This window comes from bacterium (assembly GCA_008933615.1).
Lineage (GTDB): Bacteria > CLD3 > CLD3 > SB21 > SB21 > SB21.
The window spans coordinates 31,260-54,742 of the sequence record WBUR01000028.1 but is presented as its reverse complement, the minus strand read 5'-3'; the positions used below and the strand labels follow the sequence as shown (position 1 = coordinate 54,742).

General features: G+C 43.9%; 17 protein-coding genes. 13 read left to right on the top strand and 4 right to left on the bottom strand.

Translation table 11 applies throughout. The annotated features are described in order from the left end of the window. A partial coding sequence (locus F9K33_11360; protein KAB2878956.1) for a hypothetical protein occupies positions 1 to 233 on the bottom strand: 233 nt, incomplete at its 3' end. A gap of 180 nt (positions 234 to 413) precedes the next feature. Here F9K33_11360 and F9K33_11355 point away from each other — a divergent pair. Then, complete coding sequence (locus F9K33_11355; GenBank protein ID KAB2878955.1) at positions 414 to 1,373, top strand: type I pantothenate kinase; 960 nt, start codon at positions 414 to 416, stop codon at positions 1,371 to 1,373. A gap of 88 nt (positions 1,374 to 1,461) precedes the next feature. Here F9K33_11355 and F9K33_11350 read toward each other — a convergent pair whose 3' ends face one another. Next, a complete protein-coding gene (locus F9K33_11350; protein KAB2878954.1) occupies positions 1,462 to 2,007 on the bottom strand; it encodes a hypothetical protein in 546 nt (181 codons plus the stop codon). A 312-nt stretch (positions 2,008 to 2,319) separates the two neighbouring features. On the opposite strand from F9K33_11350, the gene F9K33_11345 reads away from it, so the two are divergent. Together F9K33_11345 and F9K33_11340 are read left to right on the top strand one after the other, a co-directional pair. Next, positions 2,320 to 3,504 (top strand): thiolase family protein, encoded by a 1,185-nt coding sequence (locus tag F9K33_11345; GenBank protein ID KAB2878953.1) that lies wholly within the window; start codon positions 2,320 to 2,322, stop codon positions 3,502 to 3,504. Between the two features lie 10 nt (positions 3,505 to 3,514). Continuing rightward, positions 3,515 to 5,587 (top strand): hypothetical protein, encoded by a 2,073-nt coding sequence (locus tag F9K33_11340; protein KAB2878952.1) that lies wholly within the window; start codon positions 3,515 to 3,517, stop codon positions 5,585 to 5,587. A 116-nt stretch (positions 5,588 to 5,703) separates the two neighbouring features. Here F9K33_11340 and hemW read toward each other — a convergent pair whose 3' ends face one another. Further along, on the bottom strand, positions 5,704 to 6,840 hold the full coding sequence (gene hemW / locus F9K33_11335) for a radical SAM family heme chaperone HemW (GenBank protein ID KAB2878951.1): 1,137 nt from the start codon (positions 6,838 to 6,840) through the stop codon (positions 5,704 to 5,706). A 338-nt stretch (positions 6,841 to 7,178) separates the two neighbouring features. Here hemW and F9K33_11330 point away from each other — a divergent pair, with 338 nt between their 5' ends. The 8 genes from F9K33_11330 (at position 7,179) to F9K33_11295 (ending at position 17,530) form a co-directional block, all read left to right on the top strand. Continuing rightward, a complete protein-coding gene (locus F9K33_11330; GenBank protein KAB2878950.1) occupies positions 7,179 to 7,841 on the top strand; it encodes a hypothetical protein in 663 nt (220 codons plus the stop codon). Between the two features lie 93 nt (positions 7,842 to 7,934). Beyond that, positions 7,935 to 8,525 carry a hypothetical protein gene (locus F9K33_11325; protein ID KAB2878949.1) on the top strand — a complete coding sequence of 197 codons (591 nt, stop codon included), beginning with the start codon at positions 7,935 to 7,937 and terminating at the stop codon, positions 8,523 to 8,525. Between the two features lie 33 nt (positions 8,526 to 8,558). Continuing rightward, a complete protein-coding gene (locus tag F9K33_11320) occupies positions 8,559 to 9,635 on the top strand; it encodes a hypothetical protein (protein KAB2878948.1) in 1,077 nt (358 codons plus the stop codon). 33 nt (positions 9,636 to 9,668) lie between these two features. After that, entirely contained in the window at positions 9,669 to 10,772 is a 1,104-nt protein-coding gene (locus tag F9K33_11315; GenBank protein KAB2878947.1) for a hypothetical protein, read from the top strand. Between the two features lie 252 nt (positions 10,773 to 11,024). Further along, a complete protein-coding gene (locus F9K33_11310; GenBank protein KAB2878946.1) occupies positions 11,025 to 12,548 on the top strand; it encodes a hypothetical protein in 1,524 nt (507 codons plus the stop codon). Between the two features lie 328 nt (positions 12,549 to 12,876). Continuing rightward, positions 12,877 to 14,445, top strand: a complete 1,569-nt coding sequence (locus F9K33_11305) for a hypothetical protein (protein ID KAB2878945.1) — start codon at positions 12,877 to 12,879, stop codon at positions 14,443 to 14,445. Positions 14,446 to 14,468: 23 nt separating this feature from the next. Then, the gene (locus F9K33_11300) at positions 14,469 to 15,083 is read left to right on the top strand and encodes a hypothetical protein (protein ID KAB2878944.1); all 615 of its coding nucleotides are present in this window, start codon (positions 14,469 to 14,471) and stop codon (positions 15,081 to 15,083) included. Positions 15,084 to 15,142: 59 nt separating this feature from the next. Further along, positions 15,143 to 17,530 (top strand): CHAT domain-containing protein, encoded by a 2,388-nt coding sequence (locus tag F9K33_11295; protein KAB2878943.1) that lies wholly within the window; start codon positions 15,143 to 15,145, stop codon positions 17,528 to 17,530. 174 nt (positions 17,531 to 17,704) lie between these two features. Here the strand turns inward: F9K33_11295 and F9K33_11290 are convergent, their stop codons facing one another. Then, positions 17,705 to 18,418 carry a hypothetical protein gene (locus F9K33_11290; protein KAB2878942.1) on the bottom strand — a complete coding sequence of 238 codons (714 nt, stop codon included), beginning with the start codon at positions 18,416 to 18,418 and terminating at the stop codon, positions 17,705 to 17,707. 594 nt (positions 18,419 to 19,012) lie between these two features. Here F9K33_11290 and F9K33_11285 point away from each other — a divergent pair. Both F9K33_11285 and uvrA read left to right on the top strand, forming a co-directional pair. Further along, entirely contained in the window at positions 19,013 to 20,407 is a 1,395-nt protein-coding gene (locus F9K33_11285) for a tetratricopeptide repeat protein (protein ID KAB2878941.1), read from the top strand. Between the two features lie 136 nt (positions 20,408 to 20,543). Next, complete coding sequence (gene uvrA, locus F9K33_11280) at positions 20,544 to 23,471, top strand: excinuclease ABC subunit UvrA (GenBank protein KAB2878940.1); 2,928 nt, start codon at positions 20,544 to 20,546, stop codon at positions 23,469 to 23,471. Positions 23,472 to 23,483 lie beyond the last annotated feature (12 nt).

The following is a 23,483-nucleotide window of genomic DNA, read 5'->3' as shown; positions in this document are numbered from 1 at the left end:
GAATAATAATTGGTCGTCAGCCAATCCAAACGATAATTAGCGGCAACACGATATTGTTCGGAGTTACCGGCTAAAAATCCAAATCCGAGTCCGGCGGTATTCTGAAATCCCTTTTGTGCTTCGTAATTTCTCAATTTTTCTGTGTTCACTTGCCCGAATAATTGCCCGGGGACAAATACAAAAAAAAGTAATATGAGTTCAGCATATGTATGAAGCGGTTTTTGGCTAAACATGCAATCTCGGTTTTTTTGAATGTACTGAGAGCGGAGCTAAGCGGATCCAATTATTCAACTACTTGAAAAAAATATAATGTATTTTCATTAGAAATCACAATCGAATTTTGATCGGGTAAATATTCACTTGAAAGTCAATCGTCATCCGGTTATACTATGCCCACATACGGGAAGCCTAATATGACCAGACGAACTCCTTCTGACAAACAATTTTCTCCCTATCAGCAGTTTTCCAGAAGCGCGTGGGCTAAACTCCGCGCAAACACCCCGATGACATTATCTGAAGCCGACTTGAGCGAACTTCACGGTATCAATGAAAAAGTTTCATTGAAAGAGGTGGTCGATATCTATTTACCCCTTTCACGCCTGCTCAATCTTTACGTCGCCGCTTCCCAGGAGTTATATAAAGTCACTGACACATTTATTTCCAACCGTTCTGCAAAAGTTCCTTACGTGATCGGGATTGCCGGAAGCGTTGCTGTCGGTAAAAGCACGGCGGGGCGCATTCTACAGGCGCTTTTGGCCAGGTGGCCTCATCATCCCAAAGTCGATCTTGTAACAACGGATGGGTTTTTGTACCCCAATCGTACTTTAGATAAAAAGGGTATCATGAACCGAAAGGGATTCCCGGAGAGTTATGACCAGAAAAGGCTGATACAGTTTGTTGCGGACGTAAAATCCGGATGCGCCGAAGTGACCGCTCCCATGTATTCCCATGTCACGTATGATATTATACCTGCAAAAATGCAAACCATCCGTCAGCCTGATATTATGATAATCGAAGGGCTTAATGTACTCCAAAGTAATGGCGTAAAACGACGGCACAAACCGCAGGTTTTTTTATCAGATTTTTTTGATTTTTCGATTTACGTGGATGCAGAGGAAAAAGATATTATCCGTTGGTACATTGACCGCTTTCTGACCCTCAGACGAACGATCTTTCGCGATAGTGCGTCGTATTTTCACCGGTTCTCAAAACTGTCTGTCGCAGGGTCAAGGCTCCTTGCCCGAAAAATATGGACAGAGATTAACGGGCTCAATCTACGGGAAAACATTCTGCCGACACGCAACCGCGCGCAGCTCATTCTGAAAAAAGGCCATAATCACAGAGTAGAATACGTGAAACTTAGAAAATTGTAAATCTAAGAAATGTTTCCAGCAGTGTAAAAAACAAAAACCCCCGCATGCCACTGGCTCACGGGGGTTTTTTAATAAAAATTAAATCAGATTACTTCTTACCGGGATTCGCCATCATCTTGATTTCATCTAACTTCGCAGCGGCAGCAGTCAGTTTTTCCATAGCGCCCATTGCGTTCTCAGCGATCATACCTTCGCCTTCAGTGATCATATCGCCGGCTTCTTTGGTCATCGCCTGAAATTTGGCTTTGTCTTTACCTCTCATTGCAGCCATAACCATTTTGTCTTTACCGGTAGCTTCCATCATCTTCTTCAGTTCGTCAACTTTAGCAGTAGCGGCCGTCTTCATTTCTTCCATTTTGGCAGGAGCTTCAGCAGCAGCGGCTGTGAATTTAGCAGTGGCGTCCATATAAGCTTTTTTGGCTTTTTCCCACTCGCTCTTCTTGACGGCTTCGGCGCCATCGTTCATCGACTTGGCAGCAGCATCATAGTTCTCTTTTGCGTAATCAGCGGCTTTCGCAGCATCGGCAGCAACTTTAGCTTTGCCGGCTTTTTCGATGTCTTCTTTTGGAGGACCGCCGCAGCCGATTAATACGAATGCTGCTAGGCCCAGCGCCAATAATGTTCTCTTTACCATTTTCATTCTCCTTAATTATTCGACGAAGGATACCAAACACATTAAATCTACCTTAGTCGAGGGTTTTTTGTTTTGTGTTTTGAGGGTTAAAATACAAAAACTTGGATTAAAAATTCGCTCGCAATATACGAATCAAGCGTTGAAAAAGCAAGGTTTTTCTCTTATATGCTTACATCAATTTGGATGGTTCAATATGTTGAAAACATTGACTTTAAAGCAATTATTAGAACTAAATATTTTTAACTTGTATAAATGACGTTTCACAAGTAAATTGAAACACTAAATTTTCCTCACCCTACAATTAAGATTACTTTGAATCAGGTATATATTATCAGTGCCGTACGAACGCCCATTGGTAAATTTGGAGGCAGTTTATCGTCACTAAAAGCAAATGAATTGGGTGTTCTTTCGGCAAAAGATGCAATTCGCAGGGCAGGACTTGTTCCCGAGCAGATAGACGAATCTATTTTCGGCTGTGCGCGCCAGGCCGGCATAGGCCCAAATATCGCCCGGCAAATCGCATTTAATTCCGGTGTGCCTTCGTCCAAACCGGCTTACACGATCAACAAAGCCTGCGGCTCGGGATTGAAAGCCATTATCAATGGCTACACTTCTATTGTGCTTGGCGACAACGAACTTGTCCTCGCCGGCGGCGTCGAGAGCATGAGTAATATTCCGTATCTTCTTATGCAGGCTCGCTGGGGTTATCGCATGGGACACGGCGAAATTATTGACTCCAATCATCTCGACGGATATTTTTGCCCGATGGCAGATAAACTGATGGGCGCTACTGCAGAAGAACTCGCGCAAAAATATGGAATTTCAAGACAAGAGCAGGATGCATATGCGGTGGAATCACAACATCGCGCCGAAGCAGCGATAAAAAACGGCAAATTAAAGGACGAAATCGTTCCGATTGAACTCACTTCAAAAAAAGGAATTACGGTTATTGATCAGGATGAACATCCCCGTTTCGGAACAACATTAGACGACTTGAAAAAACTTAAACCGGTCTTTAAAAAGGACGGAACGATCACCGCAGGCAGTTCTTCGGGAGTCACTGATGCATCTTCATCTATTATATTGGCCGGAGGAAACGCGGTGAAAGAGCTTGGCCTAAAACCGTTGGCGAAAATAGTCGCTTACAGTTCTGCCGGAGTCGATCCGCACGATATGGGGATTGCGCCCGTACCTGCCGTACGCACACTGCTGGAAAAAACGAAATTGAAATTATCAGATATCGACCTGATCGAACTCAACGAGGCATTCGCCGCGCAGGTTTTGGCCTGCGACCGAGACCTGAAGTTCGAACGCGCTAAACTGAATGTCAACGGCGGCGCGATCGCACTCGGTCACCCGACCGGCTGCACCGGCGCCAGAATTACAACGACGCTGGTTCACGAAATGATTAAACGTGATTCCCGTTTGGGACTTGCCACCTTGTGCATTAGCGGAGGGCTGGGTTTGGCGCTGCTTATCGAACGGGAAAATAAGTAATGAGGTTGTTATGAAAACATTATATGCAGTATTGATTTTACTCTGCGCCGCATGTGCGACACAGGACAAAAAATCGAATACGGAGCTTGAAAAAATTTTGACGTTTCTGGATAACCGAACTTCACCTGACAGTCTATATCCTTTTCTCCGGCATCCGGATCCGTTTCTAAACATACGTACCGTCGCGGCAATGGGTCAATTACAGGACACAAACGCGATTGACAGTTTGATTTTTTTCGCGCGGCATTTATTACCTGAAATATCCCCAAAATCGGTTTTTGCTCTCGGGCAGATCGGGATGGTTTCTCCCGGTGTATCGGCGCAACTAAAAATTGAAACGGCCCTTCAGGAATTGTTTGATAATACTAAAAGCACATCGATAAAAACTTCCATTCTCGAAGCGCTTGGCAAAACCGGTTCTGATCGTTCATTTGATTTGATCGAACAAACTTTAAACGATACCTCTGTTTCAGTCAGCAAAGAATCCGCCCTTGCTTGCGCGCGTATGGCGATACGAAATTTGCGAAATGAGAAAACCTATCCGGGTTTGATTCAAAACTTACAGCACCCGAATGCGACGGTACGGTGGGTAAATATGTACGCGTTGATGCGAATTCATGATAAAAAAACTGCGTCGGCTATTCTGTCGTCACTGAAAGACAACGATGATCGCGTTCGAATGGAGACCGTGCGAGCGCTGGGTTTGATGAAACTGGAGCCAAAAGACCTGAAGTATAAAGAAATCGTTCAGGAATTGATTGTCAGTGTATTCAATGATGCAGATTGGAAAGTTCGCGTGAATGCCGTCAATGCGCTAAGCAATTTCAAATTTAAACTCGATGATCTCAAGAAAATATATTTTCTCGTTGCTTTCGAAGGGAAAAAAGACTCAAACCTTCACGTCCGGATCTCGGCGATCCGCGCGATGGCAAAGAGCTATGATAGCGATGTGAAAGATGTCGGAGGTTTTCTTAAGCAGTTTACCGGGCGGTTTTTGCAGAACTCAGAACGGCAGGAAAAAGGAGAAATTCTCATTGCGCTTGCTACGATGTTAAACGAAAAAATACTGTCCGATGAAACACTGGGTGCGCAAATTGAAGCGCTGTTGAAAAGCCCCGACGGTTATCTGCGATCCCGTGTTGTTGAAGCATTGGGAAACACTAATTCGCCGACCGCTCTAGTCTATCTGGAACAAGCTTTGCACGACACATTTGGATTAGTACAGAACAATGCGTTGGATGCGTTGAGCAAGATCAAAGACAGCCGGGCAGAACATCTGATCGTTCAATCATTGCATACAAAAGATATTACCTTGCTTTCTATCGCGGCCGGAATATTATCGGCTGATGAAGCGGTTAAGAAAAACCAGATAAAATGCGACACGCTGTCACAATTAATTATTCGTTCTTTTCAGCAAATCAAACCGCCGATCGACGTAGAATCGCAGTCGGCAGTATTTGACGCGCTGGGCGATCTTAAAAGTCCCGTCTCAGCGGAATTCCTTAGGTCATATCTCGCCGATACCAATTACGTTGTTGCGGCAAACGCAGCCAAAAATACGGAGAAGATTACCGGAGAAAAACAGAATAGGGCTGTAACGGCCGGCAAGAAAATCAATCCGATTGATTTTGCATATTTCCTAAAGCTAAAAGAGCATAAACCGACGGCAGTGATCGAAACCAGTAAAGGCCGGATCGAAATCGAGTTTTATATTGACGATGCGCCAATGACAGTGATAAATTTTGTTCGACTATCCGAGAAAAAGTTTTTTGAGCAGTTACATTTTCACCGCGTGGTTCCTAATTTTGTTATTCAGGGCGGCGACCCTCTGGGCACAGGTTGGGGCGGGCCGGGTTATTCTATCCGGTCGGAATTTAGTTCGCTTCGCTACGAGCGCGGCACCATCGGTATGGCCAGCGCCGGCAAAGATACCGAGGGGTGCCAGTGGTTTATCACCCATTCCCCTCAGCCGCATCTGGACGGGCGTTATACGATATTTGCACGAGTTCGAAATGGGTTAGACGTTGCGGATGCAATACAGGTGGGCGATACTATCTCACACGTAAAAATTATTTGGCATTAGTAAAGGAATGGGGCGTGAAAAGTCTTGCCCACAAAAAACCGAAAGAAAAGTTATTTTATGTTTTGTTATTTCGCCTGTTTCGCGGGAAATACAATTTGCCGCTTAAGGAAACGTGTTTATAGTTCAGAAACAAACTCTTCACAAATTTTATTATATAAGAAAAATCCTTTATCCGACAATCGTATTCGCCCGTTCTCCTGAATAATAAATTCTCTGCTTTTCTCCAGCGCTTTATTGAATTTGACAAAAAAACTAAACCCGCCTATTTTTTCAAACTCACGAATATCCAAACCTTCTTTCTTGCGTAAATTCAAAAAGATATATTCCATACATTTTTGTTGTACGTTCAATTCCTCCGTAACGTCTACCGGCAGCGTGTTACCTGTTTCTAAAATTTCGATGTATTTTCTGATATCGCTGACATTCCACCATCGGCGTTTGCCTTCAAATGAATGCGCCGACGGGCCCAGGCCAAGATAACTCGAGCCTTGCCAGTAACTGCTGTTGTGGCGTGAATAGAAGCCGGACTTCCCGTAATTGGAAATTTCATAATGTTCGTATCCTGCCTGCGTCAGTAACTGAATCGTTTTCAAAAACATCTCCAATTCAATCTTCTCGTCCTGCAGGTTGACCTTTTTTTGCTGAACCATTTTGCTCAGATGCGTTCTTTCCTCCACGGTAAGATTGTAAACGGAGATATGTTCAGGGCTGAAAACCAGCGCTTCCGTGATATTTTGTTCCCATGTACTTAGCGTTTGTTCAGGCAAACCGAAGATCAGGTCGATGCTGATATTATCAAACCCTGCTGCTTTTGCGTAAGTAATTGATTCACGCGCCTGATTCACGTTATGATTTCTCGTCAAAAATTTCAAGTCTTCTTCCCTAAACGACTGGACACCGATACTGAGGCGGTTAATTCCGATATCCTGCAAATTTTTCAGTTTTTCATGAGAAAGGTTATTCGGGTTAGCTTCCAACGTGATTTCGGCATTCTGATCTATGTTAAATGAAGATCGCAGTTGATTCATTATTGTAGTGAGATTTTCAGCAGGTAAATAAGAAGGCGTTCCTCCTCCAAAATAAACGGTGCGTAGTTTCGCGCCCGGGTAACGCTGCGCGTAAAGAGTTATTTCCTTCGTCATCGCCTGTGTGAAACCGTCCATGTGCTTGCGCGCGGTCGTCACGTAAAAATCACAATAGATACAGACGCGTTCGCAGAACGGAATATGAATGTAGAGATTAAATTCAGACATCGGTTGTTTCGGGTTTCTTATCCGTAAAATACGGCATACGCCCTCCGCCTTCAAGGATTGAAAAATATAACACTTTTAATTATCACCGTTTACCTTTTTTTTCTATCCCATATTCATTCTGCTTTAAGGAAACAATCAAAAAGAACCGAAAAATGTTTTACTTGACTTTGGACAGCACCTTAAATAAATTTAGGTCACTCTCAAATCACTTACCTCTTTAATAAAATTTATATTAACGCTATACGATATATCATTTAGAACAATTTTTTTCTTTTAAATAAACAAGGGTTGTTCAAACTCTTAGGATCTCTCATCATTTAACTCTAAGGAGGAACGGTATGAAAAGGTATTTAGGTCAAATACTTTTTTACTCTTTCGTGGCATTACTATCATTCTCATTAATGAGCAATGACGCCATGGCTCAAAAGAAAGGAAAGAAAAAAAAGAAGAAAAATTCCACTCCGGAATGGATCAACAAACCGGGCCTGTATGAAGATGTGATCGTTGCAGCCGGTGTCGGCGAAGCCACGAGCGAAAACATAGCGATCAGCCGTTCTGAACTAGACGGACGTAAACAGATTGCAGCTACGCTCGGAACTGAAATTAAGAGTTTAAGCACTAATTTCATGGAAGAAGCCAGCACAACGACTGAAGAAGGCGAAAGCGGAGCCGCTCAGCAGTACTTTTCTGAAATTACAACCGGTATGACAAAACAATATTTGGAAGGCTCTAAAGCCGAAGAATATTGGCCGGGCCGCCCTCTGGAAAAAGGCACGAACGGAAAATATAAAGTTTACGCCAAAATGGTGTTAAAGAAATCCGTTCTGATCGACGAATATAAGAAGCAAATGGCGGATGGAATTGCCAAAAAGAAAATCGCCGGTGTCAAAGCGTCTGCTGAAGATGCTTTAGGCGCGCTCGATAAAGCCATTGAAAAATGGGAAAAGACGAGCAACAATGGCCCTATCAGTTCTGACGAAGGCGAAGAAGCTGTAGAATAAGCTTGTGACCTGTTAAACAGAAAACCGTAGTCCTGGCGTATCGGGACTACGGTTATTTTTTTTTAAAACCATCAAAATACGATAGGAAACCATATGAAACAGAATTTTCAGCTATTCGTTTTTTCGATCGTAATGTTTGCAATGACAGGATGCGCCGGCGGCAGCGGATCTACCGACAAGAACAAAGCTCCCGAGTGGATTTCCAAGGCCGGTTTGTATGAAGATATTATTATCGGCGTGGGAATCGGCGAGGGATTAAGCGAGCAAAAGGCAAAATCGCAGGCCGACCTTAACGGCCGTAAACGTATTGCAGAAACGATCCAGACGCAAATTAAGAGCCTGACAACTAATTTTATGGAAGAAGCCGGCACGATCGATGAAAAAAGCAAAACAGCCGCCGCGCAGGAATATTTTCAGGAAATCACGCAAAGTATCACCGATGTATTGGTAAAAGGCGCAGCTGTAGAAGAATACTGGCCGCCCTACGGCGAAAAAACGGATAATCGTTATAAATTTTACGCCAAAGTCGTTTTCAAAAAAGAAGTTTTGGCCGATGAATTCAAGAAAAAAGTTCAATCCGATATTGCTGAAAAACGGATAAAGGCCGTAAAAGCCAATGCGGAAGATGCATTGAAGGCTCTAGACAAAGCCATCGGGCAATGGGAACAGTCGCTGGACAATTAATTTCACCATACATGTTCAGATTGGAAAATTCATATGAAAAATTATTACGTTCTAATCATGTTTTGTGGTGCTCTGTGGACAAGTGCATTTGCGCAGGAAAAGAAGAGTACTATAGCCGTATTGAATTTTGTAAATTCCGGTGGAGTTGATCAGAATGAAATTTCCATTCTAACCGACCGTTTTAACAATTATCTTGTCAATACTGACGTTTATACGGTATTGGAACGAGAGAAAATGGATGCAATCCTGAAAGCTCAAGACTTCACCATGACGGACAATTGCAATTCCGCAGAGTGTGCGATCCAGATTGGACAACTGCTAGGAGTGGAACTCATGGTTGCCGGAAAAGTAGGTCAATTTGGGCAGGTTTATACCATTGATATTCGAATTATTGATGTAACTACCGGTAAGATTATTAGAACTAAATCCGAGAATTATGAAGGGAAAAAAGAAGGTCTACTCGACATGATCGAAGCCTTGGCATATACAGTATCGGGTAAAACAGCTCCGGCTAACACAACTACCAAGACTTTGACTGATAAAAATTCGTCAGTATCGACTAGGAAAACAACTAATTATGTTGACGAGGAATCAACATTAACCGACGGAATTCCAAGCTGGATTTCGAAAACAGGATTATATGACAGGGTCATTATAGGTGTTGGAATTGGTGAAGGCACATCAGTCCAAATTGGTAAAAGTCGAGCACAGATTGCTGGTCGAAAGAAAATTGAAGAAACGATTCAAAAGATGATCAAAGACCTTACATCCAATTTTATGGAAGAAGTCAGCGCGATAGGCGAAGAAAAAATAACTGATGTCACCACACAACAATATTTTCAAGAAATTATTAAAGGTATTACTAAGGCGTTGTTAAAACAGGCTAGCGTAATGGACTATTGGCCACCTAACGGCGAAATGACAGGTAATCGAATCAAATTTTACGCGAAAATTGTTTTAAAGAAAGAATCTTTGGCTGACGAATTCAAGAAAAAAGTTCAATCCGATATTGCTGAAAAACGGATAAAGGCTGTAAAAGCCAATGCGGAAGATGCATTGAAGGCTCTAGACAAAGCCATCGGGCAATGGGAACAGTCGCTGGACAATTAATTTCACCATACATGTTCAGATTGGAAAATTCATATGAAAAATTATTACGTTCTAATCATGTTTTGTGGTGCTCTGTGGACAAGTGCATTTGCGCAGGAAAAGAAGAGTACTATAGCCGTATTGAATTTTGTAAATTCCGGTGGAGTTGATCAGAATGAAATTTCCATTCTAACCGACCGTTTTAACAATTATCTTGTCAATACTGACGTTTATACGGTATTGGAACGAGAGAAAATGGATGCAATCCTGAAAGCTCAAGACTTCACCATGACGGACAATTGCAATTCCGCAGAGTGTGCGATCCAGATTGGACAACTGTTAGGAGTGGAACTCATGGTTGCCGGAAAAGTAGGTCAATTTGGGCAGGTTTATACCATTGATATTCGAATTATTGATGTAACTACCGGTAAGATTGTTAGAACTAAATCCGAGAATTATGAAGGGAAAAAAGAAGGTCTACTCGACATGATCGAAGCCTTGGCATATACAGTATCGGGTAAAACAGCTCCGGCTAAAACAACTACCAAGACTTTGACTGATAAAAATTCGTCAGTATCGACTAGGAAAACAGTAGATGAAAGCGGCGGTGTGTCGGCGGAAAAGAGCGAAATGCCCGAATGGCTTTCAAGAAGCGGTCTGTATGGTAATATTTTTGTCGGGGTAGGGGTAGGAGAGAGTACCGATGCGCAAAAAGCAATAATACAAGCCGAAGAAAACGGTCGTGAATACATAGAAGAAATGATTCAGACATATATCAAAAACCTGACAACAAGTTTTATCGAAGAAGTTGGAACTATCGATGATAGAAACAAAATAGTAGTAGCGAAGGAATATTTTGAGAAAATCAAGGAAAGTATCACTAATACAGTTATGAAAAATTCTGCCGCTGAAGATTATTGGCCGCCGTACACAGAAAAACCGCAAAAGTTTAAATTATCTGCCAAAAAAAAATCGGACACTAAATTCAAATTTTACGCCAAAGTCGTTTTAAAGAAAGAATCTTTGGTGGATGAGTTTAAGAAAAAAGTACAATCCGATATTGCTAAAAAACGGATAAAGGCCGTAAAAGCCAGCGCGGAAGATGCATTGAAGGCTCTCGACAAAGCGATTGGCAAATGGGAACAATCGCCGAATTAAGGGCTCGTTGCCCACAGAATACAAGAACGGACACAAAAATTTTTTTATGGATTGTCACTCTATTTTTTGATTGTAGATTCTAGTTTAATTTTTTCTGTGTTATTTCGTGTGTTTCGTGGGCTAGTGGTTATCAGCGGAGCATTCTTACTGAATGGTATTAACTATTGATTCTTTTACTATAAAATCTCACTTTTTAGATGTGTCCCCGCTCTTATCATCTTGTCCAGCGTTACCACTGAAGGAGGAGAGATCATGTATATCGGCTCTGAACATGGCCTGATAAAATTATTTCTGATCATAGCCCTGAGCAGCAGCCCGGTCTATTCGCAGAGCAAGGAAACCGGGAAAAAAGATGCGCCCAAATGGGTAAATGAGTTGCCGATGTCCCCGGGTTCCATCTTTGCCGTCGGAATGGTAAACCGGTATTTTGACAAAAAAGCCGGCGAAGAAGCGGCGGCGCAATCAGCCAGAGCGGAACTCGCTCAAACGATCAAAGTGAACGTCAAAACAATTACCAGCACATGGTCGGGCTCCTCGGCTTCAGGTTTAGTATCTTCGCTCGAAAAAAGTATTGATGAAGACGTTCTTGCCTCCGTGCAAAATGCCAAAATTCTGGAAACATGGGTGGACCCTGAAGGTCTGACGTATGCACTTGCCGAATTGCCGCTCGCAGGCGCGGTCAGCGCTATCCAAAAGAAAGTGGTCGACGAAGCTAAAAAAACTGCCGGTAAGAAAGATCCAAAAAAAATTGAGAAATTAGAAGTTTCCTTAAAAGGCTTAAAAGATCCAAAGTCGTACGTTCGGAAAGACAAGCCGGATTGGATCAAAGCGCTTCCCGAAGAGGACGACGCCATCTACGCCGTAGGCATTGCCGAAGGTTATTATTTTTATGTGAACGGCCGAGAAGCCGCAAAAGATAAATCACGGGGTGAATTGGGGCAAACGATCAAAAGCGAAGTTCAGGCCATACTCACCGACTGGTATGAGGTTAATTCCGGCGAAGCGTCGGGCGCCGCCGGACAAAGTTTTATCGAAGAAATGACCAATTCCGTTTCTGAAGCAACGCTCAGCGGCTCCCAGATTGTCGAAACCTGGTATGATAGAAGTTCAAAATGGCATTACGCGCTAACACGCATGTCGTTATCGCAGGTGATCAGTCACGTAAATGAGAAGGCCAAAGAAAAAGTTAAAGATCCGAAAAAACTCAAAGGCCTGAGTGACAAGTTAGGAAAATTGATCAATCGTGATTATTTGAAGATGCAAAACGGATATCCGGTGTGGATCAACAAAATTCCAAAAGACAAAGGCGCCGTATTTGCCGTAGGTATGGATGAAGGGAAATATTTTTCGCAAACAAAAGGAATTGAAAAAGCTAAAGAATCGGCTCGAACAAAGTTAGCCAAAACGATCGGCGTTCAGATCGAAAACATTACCAAAACCTGGATTGAATCTGAGGGCAGTTCATTCGGGGGCGAACCTCTCAACGATTACATGTCGGAAATAACAAAAGAGGCCACCGATGTTTCTCTGGAAGGCTCGCAGATCATGGCCACTTTTGTTGCAACGGATAAGGCCGGCAAACAAACGTTTTATGCCTTGTCGCGGCTTTACACCGGCGGCATGCTTGCAAAAATAAAACGGAAAGCATCGCAAACCATAAAAGTTCCTGAAGCAACTTCGCAGGAAGATAATGCACAAAAAATATTATCATCCGGGCGTGAAAGCGCCAAGGCGGCTCTTGAAAAACTCAACGCAGCGCTTGATCAGTTAGACTGATGAACTTTATTTCTGCGATAGAAATAGCTTTTGAAGACAAAACCGGTAAAGGCATCGGGGAATTTTGTGGATTAAATGAACTAACCCGAGGTGGTTGTCATTCTGAAAGAATCTTTTTTGAATTATAGATTTTGCTTTACTCAAAAAAGATTCTTTCAGTATGACACGAGGCCGATCAGAAAAAAATAGTCCTGTAATTTTCTAATTTTTAATTTGTTTTTTTGATTTCTAATTTTTCATTTCTAATTTCTTGTTGCTGCGATACATACAAAACTAAATTTAACTGCAATAATCTATATAGGTCTCATTCACTAAGGAGGAATTGTCAATGAAAAAGTTATCGATGATGTTATCGGTTATCATCATGGCACTGATGCTTTTACCCGCGGGAGATACCGCGGCACAAAAGAAAAACGCTAAAGGATCCAAAGGCGGCGGCGGCGATTGGATAAAAAGTTTACCGAATATGCCGATCAAAGACGGGTATTATCAGGGATTAGGCGCAGTGCCCGTTACAAAAAATCAATCGGACGACGCCAACAAGGCGGAAGCCGATGCGCGCGCCATGGTCGTTCGTGCGATCCGTTCCGAAATTACAAACAAAGTAACCAATGTGGTCGAGGAAACGACCGTGGGCGGAGCGAGTTCTATGTCGGAAAGTTTCAACGAAGTTACCGAGTCGTTTTCCAGCGAGACGTTAAAAAACCTCAAAGTTCAGTTTCACCGAGACGAGAAAAAAGGTAAAAAGCATTATGCCTACTGCGAAATTTCCATTGCCGAAGTGGAAAGACAATTTGCAGAACGATTAAAAAAAGCGGTTAATATCGCAAAAACGTATTATCAGTCCGGCAAATCAGCTGAATCCACCGGCGATTATTATCTCGCGTTGAGCCAGTATCTTGCCGGCGCAAAGGAAGTTGTTTTGGCGGAAATGATCAATAAAGAGCCGATCGAAGGCGATATTGAAGGAACCGGAGCAAAGGTTTCGATCAAAGCAAGTTTTGACACGAAATTGAAAAACTTACTCGGAAAAATGCGCGTTGAGATCGCCGGCGGCGACGGACAGCGCGGCGTCAAAGGCGAGCCGCTGGCACAGCCGCTCGTTGCCAAACTTGTCTATGATAATAACGGCGTCGTCTCGGCCGTTAAAAATGCCAATTTAGTTTCATCCTCCGTTGCGCCCACCGTGGTCAAAGCCGATGAAGAAGCGCAAGCCGACGGCGAAGGACTTGCAAAATTTACCGTTCATTCCGTGGAATCTGTAAATCCCAGCGGCGTTAACAAAGTCAAAATCGGACTAAACTTAAAAGATTTTGAAGCCTTCAGGCAGCAACTCCCCGGCGCGGTCGAAAAAGCAAAATTAGTGTTTAAGGAGTTTACTTTCACCGCCAAAGGTTCCGCCATCACAAAAATCGTCATATTACTTTTTGAAGAAAATATCGGGAAAGAACAGGCCAACTCCATCGTTGAAGGCGATATTGTAAAACAATTGGTCTCCAACAAATTCAAGGTCATTGACAAAAATGAAGTGTACAAGGCCGTGAGCCGTGAGCAGGCTAAGGCTTCCGCGGAAAGCAGTAACGATGACGCCGTATCGGCCGCATTGAAAAGCGTCGCCGACGTGCTTATTATCGGCAACGTGAAAGCGATGGAATCGGTCGGTGGCTCCACTAATCCCTACGGCGGCGGATCAAGTAACCGTGTATCCGCATGGGCAAGTTGTTCCATTCGCGCTATCGATCTGGAGACGGGTAAGACCATCGCCAACAGCGACAAACAGCAGGTCAAAGGCATCTCGATCGGCGCCGCTGAAAAAGCGGGTATCATTGCTTTAACCAATTTGAGCAAAGAAGCGTCCAAAGAGATCCTCGAAGGATTAAACAAAGCACTCAAATAGTTCTAAATTTTAGTGGAGTTGCCATGAAACAAATTACGTGGATGTTTTCGTTCGTTTTCACCTTGTTCTCCTTGAATTGCGGCGAGGCAAAAAAACAAGATGTCAAAAAAGAAGAAGCGGCTGAAAAAAAAGAAGTTTCTGAATCTACAGAAACCACCGAAAAATCGGAAACCACGATGGATGACCTGGTGTATGAAGGAGTCGGCGTTTCCGTCTTGAAAATGGAATCGACGGCGCGTTCACAGGCGGAACTTAAAGGACGCGTCGATATCATAAAGGCCCTGACCCATGACGCCGTTCTGCTGATGAGAGAATTCTCCGTCATTCAGAAAGATCTCTTTGCCGGAGACCTTGATACGGCGGCATTTGCCAAAGGCATAATAGAATATTTTGGAAAAGAAAGTATTCAGCTCAAAGGCAGTTCCGTTTCCGAATACAAAAGGTCCCAAAAAGAAGATACGACATTTGCGTATATGGAAATGCCGCTCATGGCCGGGTACGATGTGATCGAGACGGCTGTTGTAACCGTCGGCACCAAATCACATTACCTGAAAGAAGGCGCTGAGGAATCGTTCAAAAAGAACTTTCATGAGTTCTTTATGGCGGAGAAAAAAAAGCTGCTTACCATACCAAGTTAGGTTGAATTAATGGCAAAATCATAAGCCTATACCATATTAAAATATAAAGGTCACTCGCCATGAATAAACTGTTCACCACCATCGTCTGTCTTTTCGCCGTCACCTCGATGGCATTTTCTCAAAACGGAGACACCGATTTTAGGAACGGAGTCGCTGCCTATGAAAACGGCCAATACGAACAAGCGGTCACTTCTTTTAATTCCGCTCTGTCAGCCTACACGGCAGCCCAGAATAAAGCAAAGATGGGTGACGCTAATAATTATCTCGGATTACTGCATCAGATTTTGAATCAGCACGCAAAAGCAGCGGGATATTTTAATGAGGCCGTCACGCAATTTTTGCAGACCGGCAATAAATCCGGCGCCGCGAGCGCGTTGGCCAATTGGGGCATTTCTTCATTTCGCGTAAAGGAAGCCGAAGCCCGACAGCAAAATAAAAAACTCACGCTGGACGACATCGGAAAAATCATCGCCTTCCACACTAAAGCCATGCAGTATCACGAACAACTTAAAGATAAAGTCGGCGTAGGAAACGACCTGACCAATATTTCCACCATGTATTTTGAAGGCGAGTTTTATGACGAAGCCACCGATTATTTGAATAGAGCGTTGAAGCTGCACACAGAAATTAATTCCAAAGGCGGCATTGCGTACGATCTTGCCAATATGGCCCGGTTGAATATGAAAATCGGAGATCAGGCCAGCGCATTGAAATTATATCAGCGCAGCGCGGGCATTCTGGAAGAGATCGGTGACCGTGAAGGATTGTGGCGGACGTATTCTTTCATTGGAACGCTTTATGAAAGCGCAATGAAGGAAAGTCAAATTCTGGGCGACGATCAGAAAGCCGCCGCCGACCGCCAGAATGCTATTACCGCTCTGAAAAAATCGGTTGAGCACATTGAAAGCATGCGCGGCAATTTCACCAACAAGGAATTCTTCGACAGCTTTTTGAAAGACAAGAATCCGGTTTACCGAAAATTAATTTCCTTGTTAAAACAAGCGGGCAATAACGCCGAAGCTTTCCAGTATATTGAACGCAGCAAAGCGAAAATGTCCAACGATGTCCTGAACGCTACTAAACTGCAGGTCACGGACAAGAACGAACAAAAGAAATTAGACAAAATTCAGGATCTTCAAAAACAAAATGAAGATTTGCAGAAGCAGTTAGCCGAAGAAAAAGCGAAACCGGCCGACAAACAGGATTTAAGCAAAATTGATAATCTGAGCAAAACGCTTACGCAAAGTCAGGGTGATTTTAATGCGTTGATGATCGACCTGGAAACGAAATATCCCAATATTTACCAGGTGATCAAAGTTGATCCGATCCAACTCAGCGACTTACAGAAACAGCTCGATGACGACGTGGTCCTGCTTCAGTATTTTCCTGCCGACGATGCCTTGTATATATTCATGATCACCAAAGATAAGATCGAAGCGAAATCGGTACCCGTTGCGGCCACACAACTTGATTCACTGGTCAATAAGTTCCGCTATTATATCAACGATGTGACCTCGCTGATGAAGCGCGGCCGGTTTGATACCAAGATGGCCAACTGGAAACCGGGCGGCGACGATCGGTTTTACGAACGGCACTCTAAGCCGCTTCGTGATATTATGGTTCAATTGTCCGACTACCTGATCTTGCCTGTCTGGGATAATATCAAAGACGACAAGATCAAGAACGTGACGATCATTCCGGCGGCAAGTTTATATTACATTCCATTCCAGTGTCTCGCAACGGAAACGAAAGACGGCGATATCAGTTTTCTGGTAGAGAAAAAAGCGGTGAATTACCTTACAGCCGCAACGCTGATGGATCTGGTTTCGAAGAAAAAATCAAAAGGCATTTCGAATGTGCTGGTATTTGGCAATCCTGACGGAAGTTTACCCGGCGCGGAAGAAGAAGCAAAGGTGATCCAGGCGTCCTATACGAATGCTAAATTGTACAAGAATCTGGAAGCAACCAAAGACAAAGCCAAACAACTTGCCGGAACGACGGACGTGGTCCATTTTGCAACGCACGGATTTCTCTCGAGCGATGAGCCGCAGAAGTCCTTTTTACTTATGGCCCCTAACGCGGCAAAAAACGAAGACGATAAATTGACCATCAGTGAAATCCTGAAACTGCCTCTGAAAGATGCAAATGAACTTATCGTATTATCCGCCTGCAATACGTCGATGGGCAAAAGCGCAACCGGTGTGGAACTGATCAGCTTATCGCGCGCATTTGCCATTGCGGGTTCGCCCACGATAGTTGCTACGCTGTGGCCGGTGGACGACGAGTCAACGAAGATCATCATGATCAATTTCTATGACGGGCTAAAAAAAGGGCTTACGAAAGCCGAAGCTATGCGTCAGGCGCAGATCGCGCTGATCAGAAAAGGCGATTTTCACATTCACCCGTTTTTCTGGGCGCCGTATGTGATGATCGGTAATCCGAAGTAAAGTTATCCAAATCGTTTTTTTAATTAATCCCTTGCAGAATTTCTGCAGGGGATTTTTTATTAGTAGAAACCTAAAAGGTCTTCGTGACTGATAGGTTTGAACCGACTCGGTCCGCTGCAGACAACGGTAATCTTTTTTGCCAAGGGCGGGTTAACAAACATCCTTTGCTTACTATTAAAATCTGTAGCCAATACCGAAGGTGAAATATACATTAACCTCATTTTGATCAACCTCATAGGTCGGATGATTTTGATCGTATCCAATCCAGGAACCACCACTATGTCGCTTTATCGTATAGCTAAACTCCTCATGCTCCCACATGTAGTAATCTGCGTTTATCATGGTGAAAATATTCAAACGATCGTTGAAATGGTAAGCAATTCCCCCGTAGCCGGCGAAAGTTTTTATGTAAGACGCATCCGAGCCGTCTACAGAAGTTGATAATTCATAGGTATTGGTGTTATACTGCCTGTTCTTCATACTCATAGATATCCTGTGAAAACCGGCGCTGACCCCGGCATACGGCCTTATCCGGCCTGATTGAGCGGCAATTCGGCCATCGAATAAGATCGGAATAATCACCAGCGAACCGTTTCGCGTATAATAATCAAAGGAGTCGCCGTCCTGAGATATGATTATGTTCAGTTTGATCTCTTTCAGAGGCAGGTACTTGTAACCGGTGACAAAAGCAAATCCTAAATTATCGACCTGATAAAACGGTATTCTCAGATTCAATCCCGGCCCCGGCTGATACTCGTGCTTGAACTGATTAACCGGAAAATCGATCTTCTGAAAAAAGAATGCCAGATGGGGTTCAAATCTTATTTTTTGATCCTGAGCAACAAGTAGAACAGGAAACATGAGGAAGAGATAAAAATATTTTATCATATGTTTTGTTATCGATGTTGCAAGAACATCACTTTGCATTCGTCTTTTAACGTAATTTCAGTGATCGACTGGTTAAAACGGTCATTTTGAACCCCATAGCTTAGACTACGAATTGCAAGAAAATGTACTAAGCCGGATATCAAATGTCAATGACAATGGTCATGTTTTTTTTGGTGGAAGTGAGTTTTAGCCCTGAGTCCTACGTGCACAGGTTCGGTTCCTTCGTTCGCAGAGTCGGTTCCTTTCCGCGCAAGGTTGATTCCTTCGTTCCGCGACCCGGTTCCTTTATTCCGCGAGTCGGTTTCTTCGTGCGCAAGTCAGGTTCCTTAATGCCAAAGTTTGGCATTGAGTGCGCAGGGTTGGTTCCTTAATGCGCAAAGTCGGTTCCTTTCCGCGCAGGGTTGGTTTCCTTAATGCGTGGGCGTCTTCCTGTAAAGCAGTTTGAACTTTTTTCGCACAGGAAATCGTATTTTTATGCCGTAAGTTTAAACAAATCAGCTAATTATTGCTAAACAGCTCGTCTTGGGTTTTTTTATTGTAATCCGTTACCTAAATTTATACCTTAAAATATCTTTGAATTATCAGGAGGTTATTATGAAACTTAAAAATGCGATCGTATGCATATTTTTGTTTGTGCAAACACTTGCCGCACAGGAGAAAACCGCGATTTCGGTTTTTCCTTTCCAAAACAAAACGGATAAAAAGTACGAGTGGCTGACCTACGGGCTGAGTTATATGGTCACGGAAAGCATGAATAACACCGGAATTTTCAATGCCGTTCCTCAGGATCAGATTCATAAAGCCGTCTCAGATCCCGGAATCAATTTGGATTCCGTTTTAGACGGGAAACCAAATCTCGTTTTTGCAAAGTACCAGTCAACATGGAATACCAATATTTTCATAATCGGCAGTTTCACCGTGAACGCGGATACGCTCATCATTCAGGCCCGCGTTTGCAATCTTATCCGGAGCTCTTGCAGTTCGCCTGTTACGGTTCAAGGCGCTTTTCATGACTTCAAGGGGTTTTATTTCCTGATGGCGCAGTTGACGGAATCGCTGTATGATCTACTCATTTCTTTTGATGTAAATCTCACCCGGGATGCGGTAACGAACAGCCGTGATAAGACGCGGCAATTGGCGGCAGACTACGATGGATATAAGGCTTACATCAAAAGCTGGATGGCTCTGCGAAATTATGACGACGGTATTGCGGCAAGCAGTCTCAATAAGTACGAGGACGCCGTTCGTTTTTTCGAAACTGCGAAGATCCTGGACGAATCCAATGCGCTAAACTTGGGATCCGTATTATCTAAAACCTATTTGCTGCGCGGAAACCAATTGTACGGACAAAGCAAATGGGACGAAGCCGCGGGTGATTATACCAAATCAATTCAGCTTAATCCGAAGAGCAGCGAAGCTTATTATAATCTCGGTAACGTATACAAAAATAAAAAAGATTATGACAATGCGATAACCAATTATCGCCGGTCCCTTGCCATAGATTCTACTAACCTTGACGCGTATAGGAATATCGGTTTTGTTTGTATGGAGGAGGGCAGGAGCTCTGAAGCCGTCGCCGCATATCTAAAAGCCCTCTCCGTCGATGATAAAAAGGCAACGTCACACTATTATGCCGGTTTGGCTTATGATAAAAACGGCGACGCCGTCAATGCCGCCAAATACTATCGCCGCGCCATTGAACTGGATAATACATTGGCGGCAGCCCACTTGAATTTGGGTATTCTACTCAAACTACAGAAAGACCTTGCCGGCGCGCGTAAGGAATACGAATTGGCCGTGCAATATGATCCCCATAACGCGGCCGCGCACCGTAATCTTGGAATTCTGCTGATGAATGATAAAAAGGAAGCTTCGTTGGCCGCGCTGTATTTACAAAAATGCCTGGAACTGGACCCGGATCAGCCCGACGCAAGTATCATCAAAAAGAATATCGGTATCTTGAAAAAGAAAGCAGGAAAAAAGAAGTAGCAGACTAATTACTCGTTTCTAATAGCCCCGACGCGTTCGGGGCTTTTTTTATCCTATTTTGCATGCTTGATATTCACTGCTTCGCTTAATATATTGTCCCGCAAATTCATAACCTTCATAACAAGACTAATGGCGCATGACATTATCTCTTTTTGATAATCCCGGTTCGTCGCCCGTCCGGGTTGAGCCTGAGGAGTTCGATACTACGTCGTTTAAAGACAAGATCATTGTTCGCGGCGCGCGTGTACACAACCTCAAGAATATCGACATCGAAATTCCCAGAGATAAACTCACCGTTATCACCGGATTATCCGGCTCCGGTAAATCCTCTCTCGCCTTTGATACTATTTATGCGGAAGGACAGCGGCGTTATGTGGAATCGCTTTCAGCGTACGCGCGCCAATTTCTTAACATGATGGAAAAACCCGACGTCGATCTCGTCGACGGCCTGAGCCCCGCTATCAGCATTGAACAGAAAACAGCCAGCCGCAATCCGCGCTCTACCGTAGGAACTGTGACGGAAATTTACGACTACCTCCGTTTGCTTTTCGCCAAGATCGCCACGCCGTACTGTTATAATTGCGGGGATGAAATAAAAAAACAAACGCGGGATCAGATCATCGAAACGATTTCAAAGAACAAAAGCGGCGCGAAAATTCTGATCCTTGCGCCGGTCGTTCGCGGAAGAAAAGGCCACTACAAGGAATTATTCGAAAAACTCAGAAAAAGCGGATTTGTCCGAGTTCGAATTGACGGCGAAGTTAAAGAACTGGAATCCGTGGACAAAGTCTCCCGGTACCATATACACAACATTGAAGTGGTGGTCGACCGTATGGAGATCGACGAGAAAAATAAACAACGATTGATCGATTCCGTCGAACAAGCTCTGGAATTGGGCGAAGGCGTAATGATGGTACGGGTATTGGAAGAATCTAAATCCTCAAAAAATGCCGATATCACGTACAGTCAGCATCTTGCCTGTTTGAAATGCGGCATCAGCTTCGACGAACCGTTTCCTAAAGCCTTCTCGTTCAACAGCCCTTACGGCGCGTGCCCGGCCTGCGAAGGCCTGGGCGTCATTCGTGAAATTGATGAAGATCTTGTGATTCCCGATAAGAATCTCTCCGTGCGTCAAGGCGCAATAAAGCCTTACGATAATCCAAAAACCGAGACATGGTTTTATCTGCAAATGGAAATTATTCTCAATTCGTTTGGTTTTGATTTTGACACTCCGATCAAAAAACTGTCCGTCAAAGCGTATGACGCGCTGCTGCACGGAACCGGCTCCACTAAACACCATTTTTACTATTATTCAGGCAATAAAAAGAAAAATTACAAGGGCGCTTTCAAAGGCGTCGTAGGCATCGTTAAACATTATTTCGGTTCGACTATGTCCGACCATATGCGTAATTGGGCGGAAGGTTTTATGTCAGAAAAAACCTGCCCAACATGCAACGGCGGCCGCTTAAAAAAAGAGGCGCTGTCGTATAAAATCGATAATCGTAATATCAACGATGCCGTCAATCTGTCTATTGCCGAAGCGCGCGATTTCTTTTCGTCTATTAGATTGCCGGAACGTATCAAAAAAATAGGCGAGCCGGTCCTCAAAGAAATAAATGAACGGCTGGGGTTTTTGCTTAAAGTCGGCCTGGACTATCTGACGCTAAACCGTTCCGCGCGAACGCTTTCCGGCGGAGAATCGCAGCGCATTCGTCTCGCCACACAAGTAGGTTCTCAGTTGGTCGGCGTTTTGTACATTCTCGACGAGCCCAGTATCGGCCTTCATCAGCGGGATAACGAAAAACTAATTCATGCCCTTATGGATCTGCGCGATCTCGGCAACACCGTGCTTGTTGTGGAACATGACAGAGACACGATGGAACATGCCGATCATTTGATCGATCTCGGGCCCGGCGCAGGACGGTTAGGCGGACTTATCGTTGCGCAAGGCCGACCTGAGGAATTTATTAAATTCCCGCTATCCGTTACCGGAGCGTACATGCGTTACGAAAAACGAATCGATATTCCTGCACAACGGAGAACCGGAAACGGAAAAACAATCGTTCTGAAAAATTCCAGCGGTAATAATTTGAGAAATGTAAATCTCGAAATTCCGCTCGGGAAACTCGTTTGTATCACCGGCGTGAGCGGCTCAGGCAAAAGTTCCCTGATCAACGAAACGCTCTACCGTGTACTAGCAAGACATTTCTATAATGCGACCACCGCTCCGCTGCCCTACAAATCCGTTTCGGGATTAGATGAAATTGACAAGGTTATCGATATTGACCAATCGCCTATCGGGCGAACGCCGCGAAGTAACCCTGCAACATATACGAACCTGTTTTCGCTCATTCGAGATCTGTACGCGGGTTTACAAGAATCCAAAATTCGCGGGTATAAAGTCGGCCGTTTCAGTTTCAATGTACCGGGCGGCCGCTGCGAAGGCTGCCAGGGCGCAGGTCTTAAAAAAATTGAAATGAATTTTTTGCCTGACGTCTACGTTCATTGCGAAACGTGCGAAGGAAAAAGATATAACAGGGAAACCTTAGAGATCAGATACAAAAATAAGAACATTTCTGAAGTTTTGGAAATGACCGTCGCGGAGGCGCTGAATTTTTTTGACGCTATTCCTAAAATAAAGAGAAAGATACAAACCCTCCACGATGTCGGATTGGACTACATTCATTTAGGCCAGCAGGCAACGACGCTGTCAGGCGGAGAAGCCCAACGCGTAAAACTTGCCGAGGAATTGTCAAAAAGCAGCACAGGCAAAACATTGTATATACTTGACGAACCCACAACGGGGTTGCATTTCGAGGATATTAAGATGCTGATGGACGTTCTTGGAAAATTAGTTGACAAAGGGAACACCGTTATTATCATCGAACATAACATGGATGTCATTAAATGCTGCGACTGGATCATTGATCTGGGCCCTGAGGGCGGGAAAAATGGCGGCGATATCGTCGCATCCGGAACGCCTGAAAAAATTGCAACGATTAAAAGATCATACACCGGACAATTTCTGAAGAAAGAGCTTAACCGAATTCGTCAAATGAATTAAAGATTGAAAGAT

Bases quoted from the DNA above. Each gene is read 5' to 3' on its own strand.
- F9K33_11355 (KAB2878955.1), top strand. From the start codon at position 414: ATGACCAGACGAACTCCTTCTGACAAACAATTTTCTCCCTATCAGCAG.
- F9K33_11350 (KAB2878954.1), bottom strand. From the start codon at position 2,007: ATGGTAAAGAGAACATTATTGGCGCTGGGCCTAGCAGCATTCGTATTA.
- F9K33_11340 (KAB2878952.1), top strand. From the start codon at position 3,515: ATGAAAACATTATATGCAGTATTGATTTTACTCTGCGCCGCATGTGCG.
- hemW (KAB2878951.1), bottom strand. From the start codon at position 6,840: ATGTCTGAATTTAATCTCTACATTCATATTCCGTTCTGCGAACGCGTC.
- F9K33_11330 (KAB2878950.1), top strand. From the start codon at position 7,179: ATGAAAAGGTATTTAGGTCAAATACTTTTTTACTCTTTCGTGGCATTA.
- F9K33_11325 (KAB2878949.1), top strand. From the start codon at position 7,935: ATGAAACAGAATTTTCAGCTATTCGTTTTTTCGATCGTAATGTTTGCA.
- F9K33_11320 (KAB2878948.1), top strand. From the start codon at position 8,559: ATGAAAAATTATTACGTTCTAATCATGTTTTGTGGTGCTCTGTGGACA.
- F9K33_11315 (KAB2878947.1), top strand. From the start codon at position 9,669: ATGAAAAATTATTACGTTCTAATCATGTTTTGTGGTGCTCTGTGGACA.
- F9K33_11310 (KAB2878946.1), top strand. From the start codon at position 11,025: ATGTATATCGGCTCTGAACATGGCCTGATAAAATTATTTCTGATCATA.
- F9K33_11305 (KAB2878945.1), top strand. From the start codon at position 12,877: ATGAAAAAGTTATCGATGATGTTATCGGTTATCATCATGGCACTGATG.
- F9K33_11300 (KAB2878944.1), top strand. From the start codon at position 14,469: ATGAAACAAATTACGTGGATGTTTTCGTTCGTTTTCACCTTGTTCTCC.
- F9K33_11295 (KAB2878943.1), top strand. From the start codon at position 15,143: ATGAATAAACTGTTCACCACCATCGTCTGTCTTTTCGCCGTCACCTCG.
- F9K33_11290 (KAB2878942.1), bottom strand. From the start codon at position 18,418: ATGATAAAATATTTTTATCTCTTCCTCATGTTTCCTGTTCTACTTGTT.
- F9K33_11285 (KAB2878941.1), top strand. From the start codon at position 19,013: ATGAAACTTAAAAATGCGATCGTATGCATATTTTTGTTTGTGCAAACA.
- uvrA (KAB2878940.1), top strand. From the start codon at position 20,544: ATGACATTATCTCTTTTTGATAATCCCGGTTCGTCGCCCGTCCGGGTT.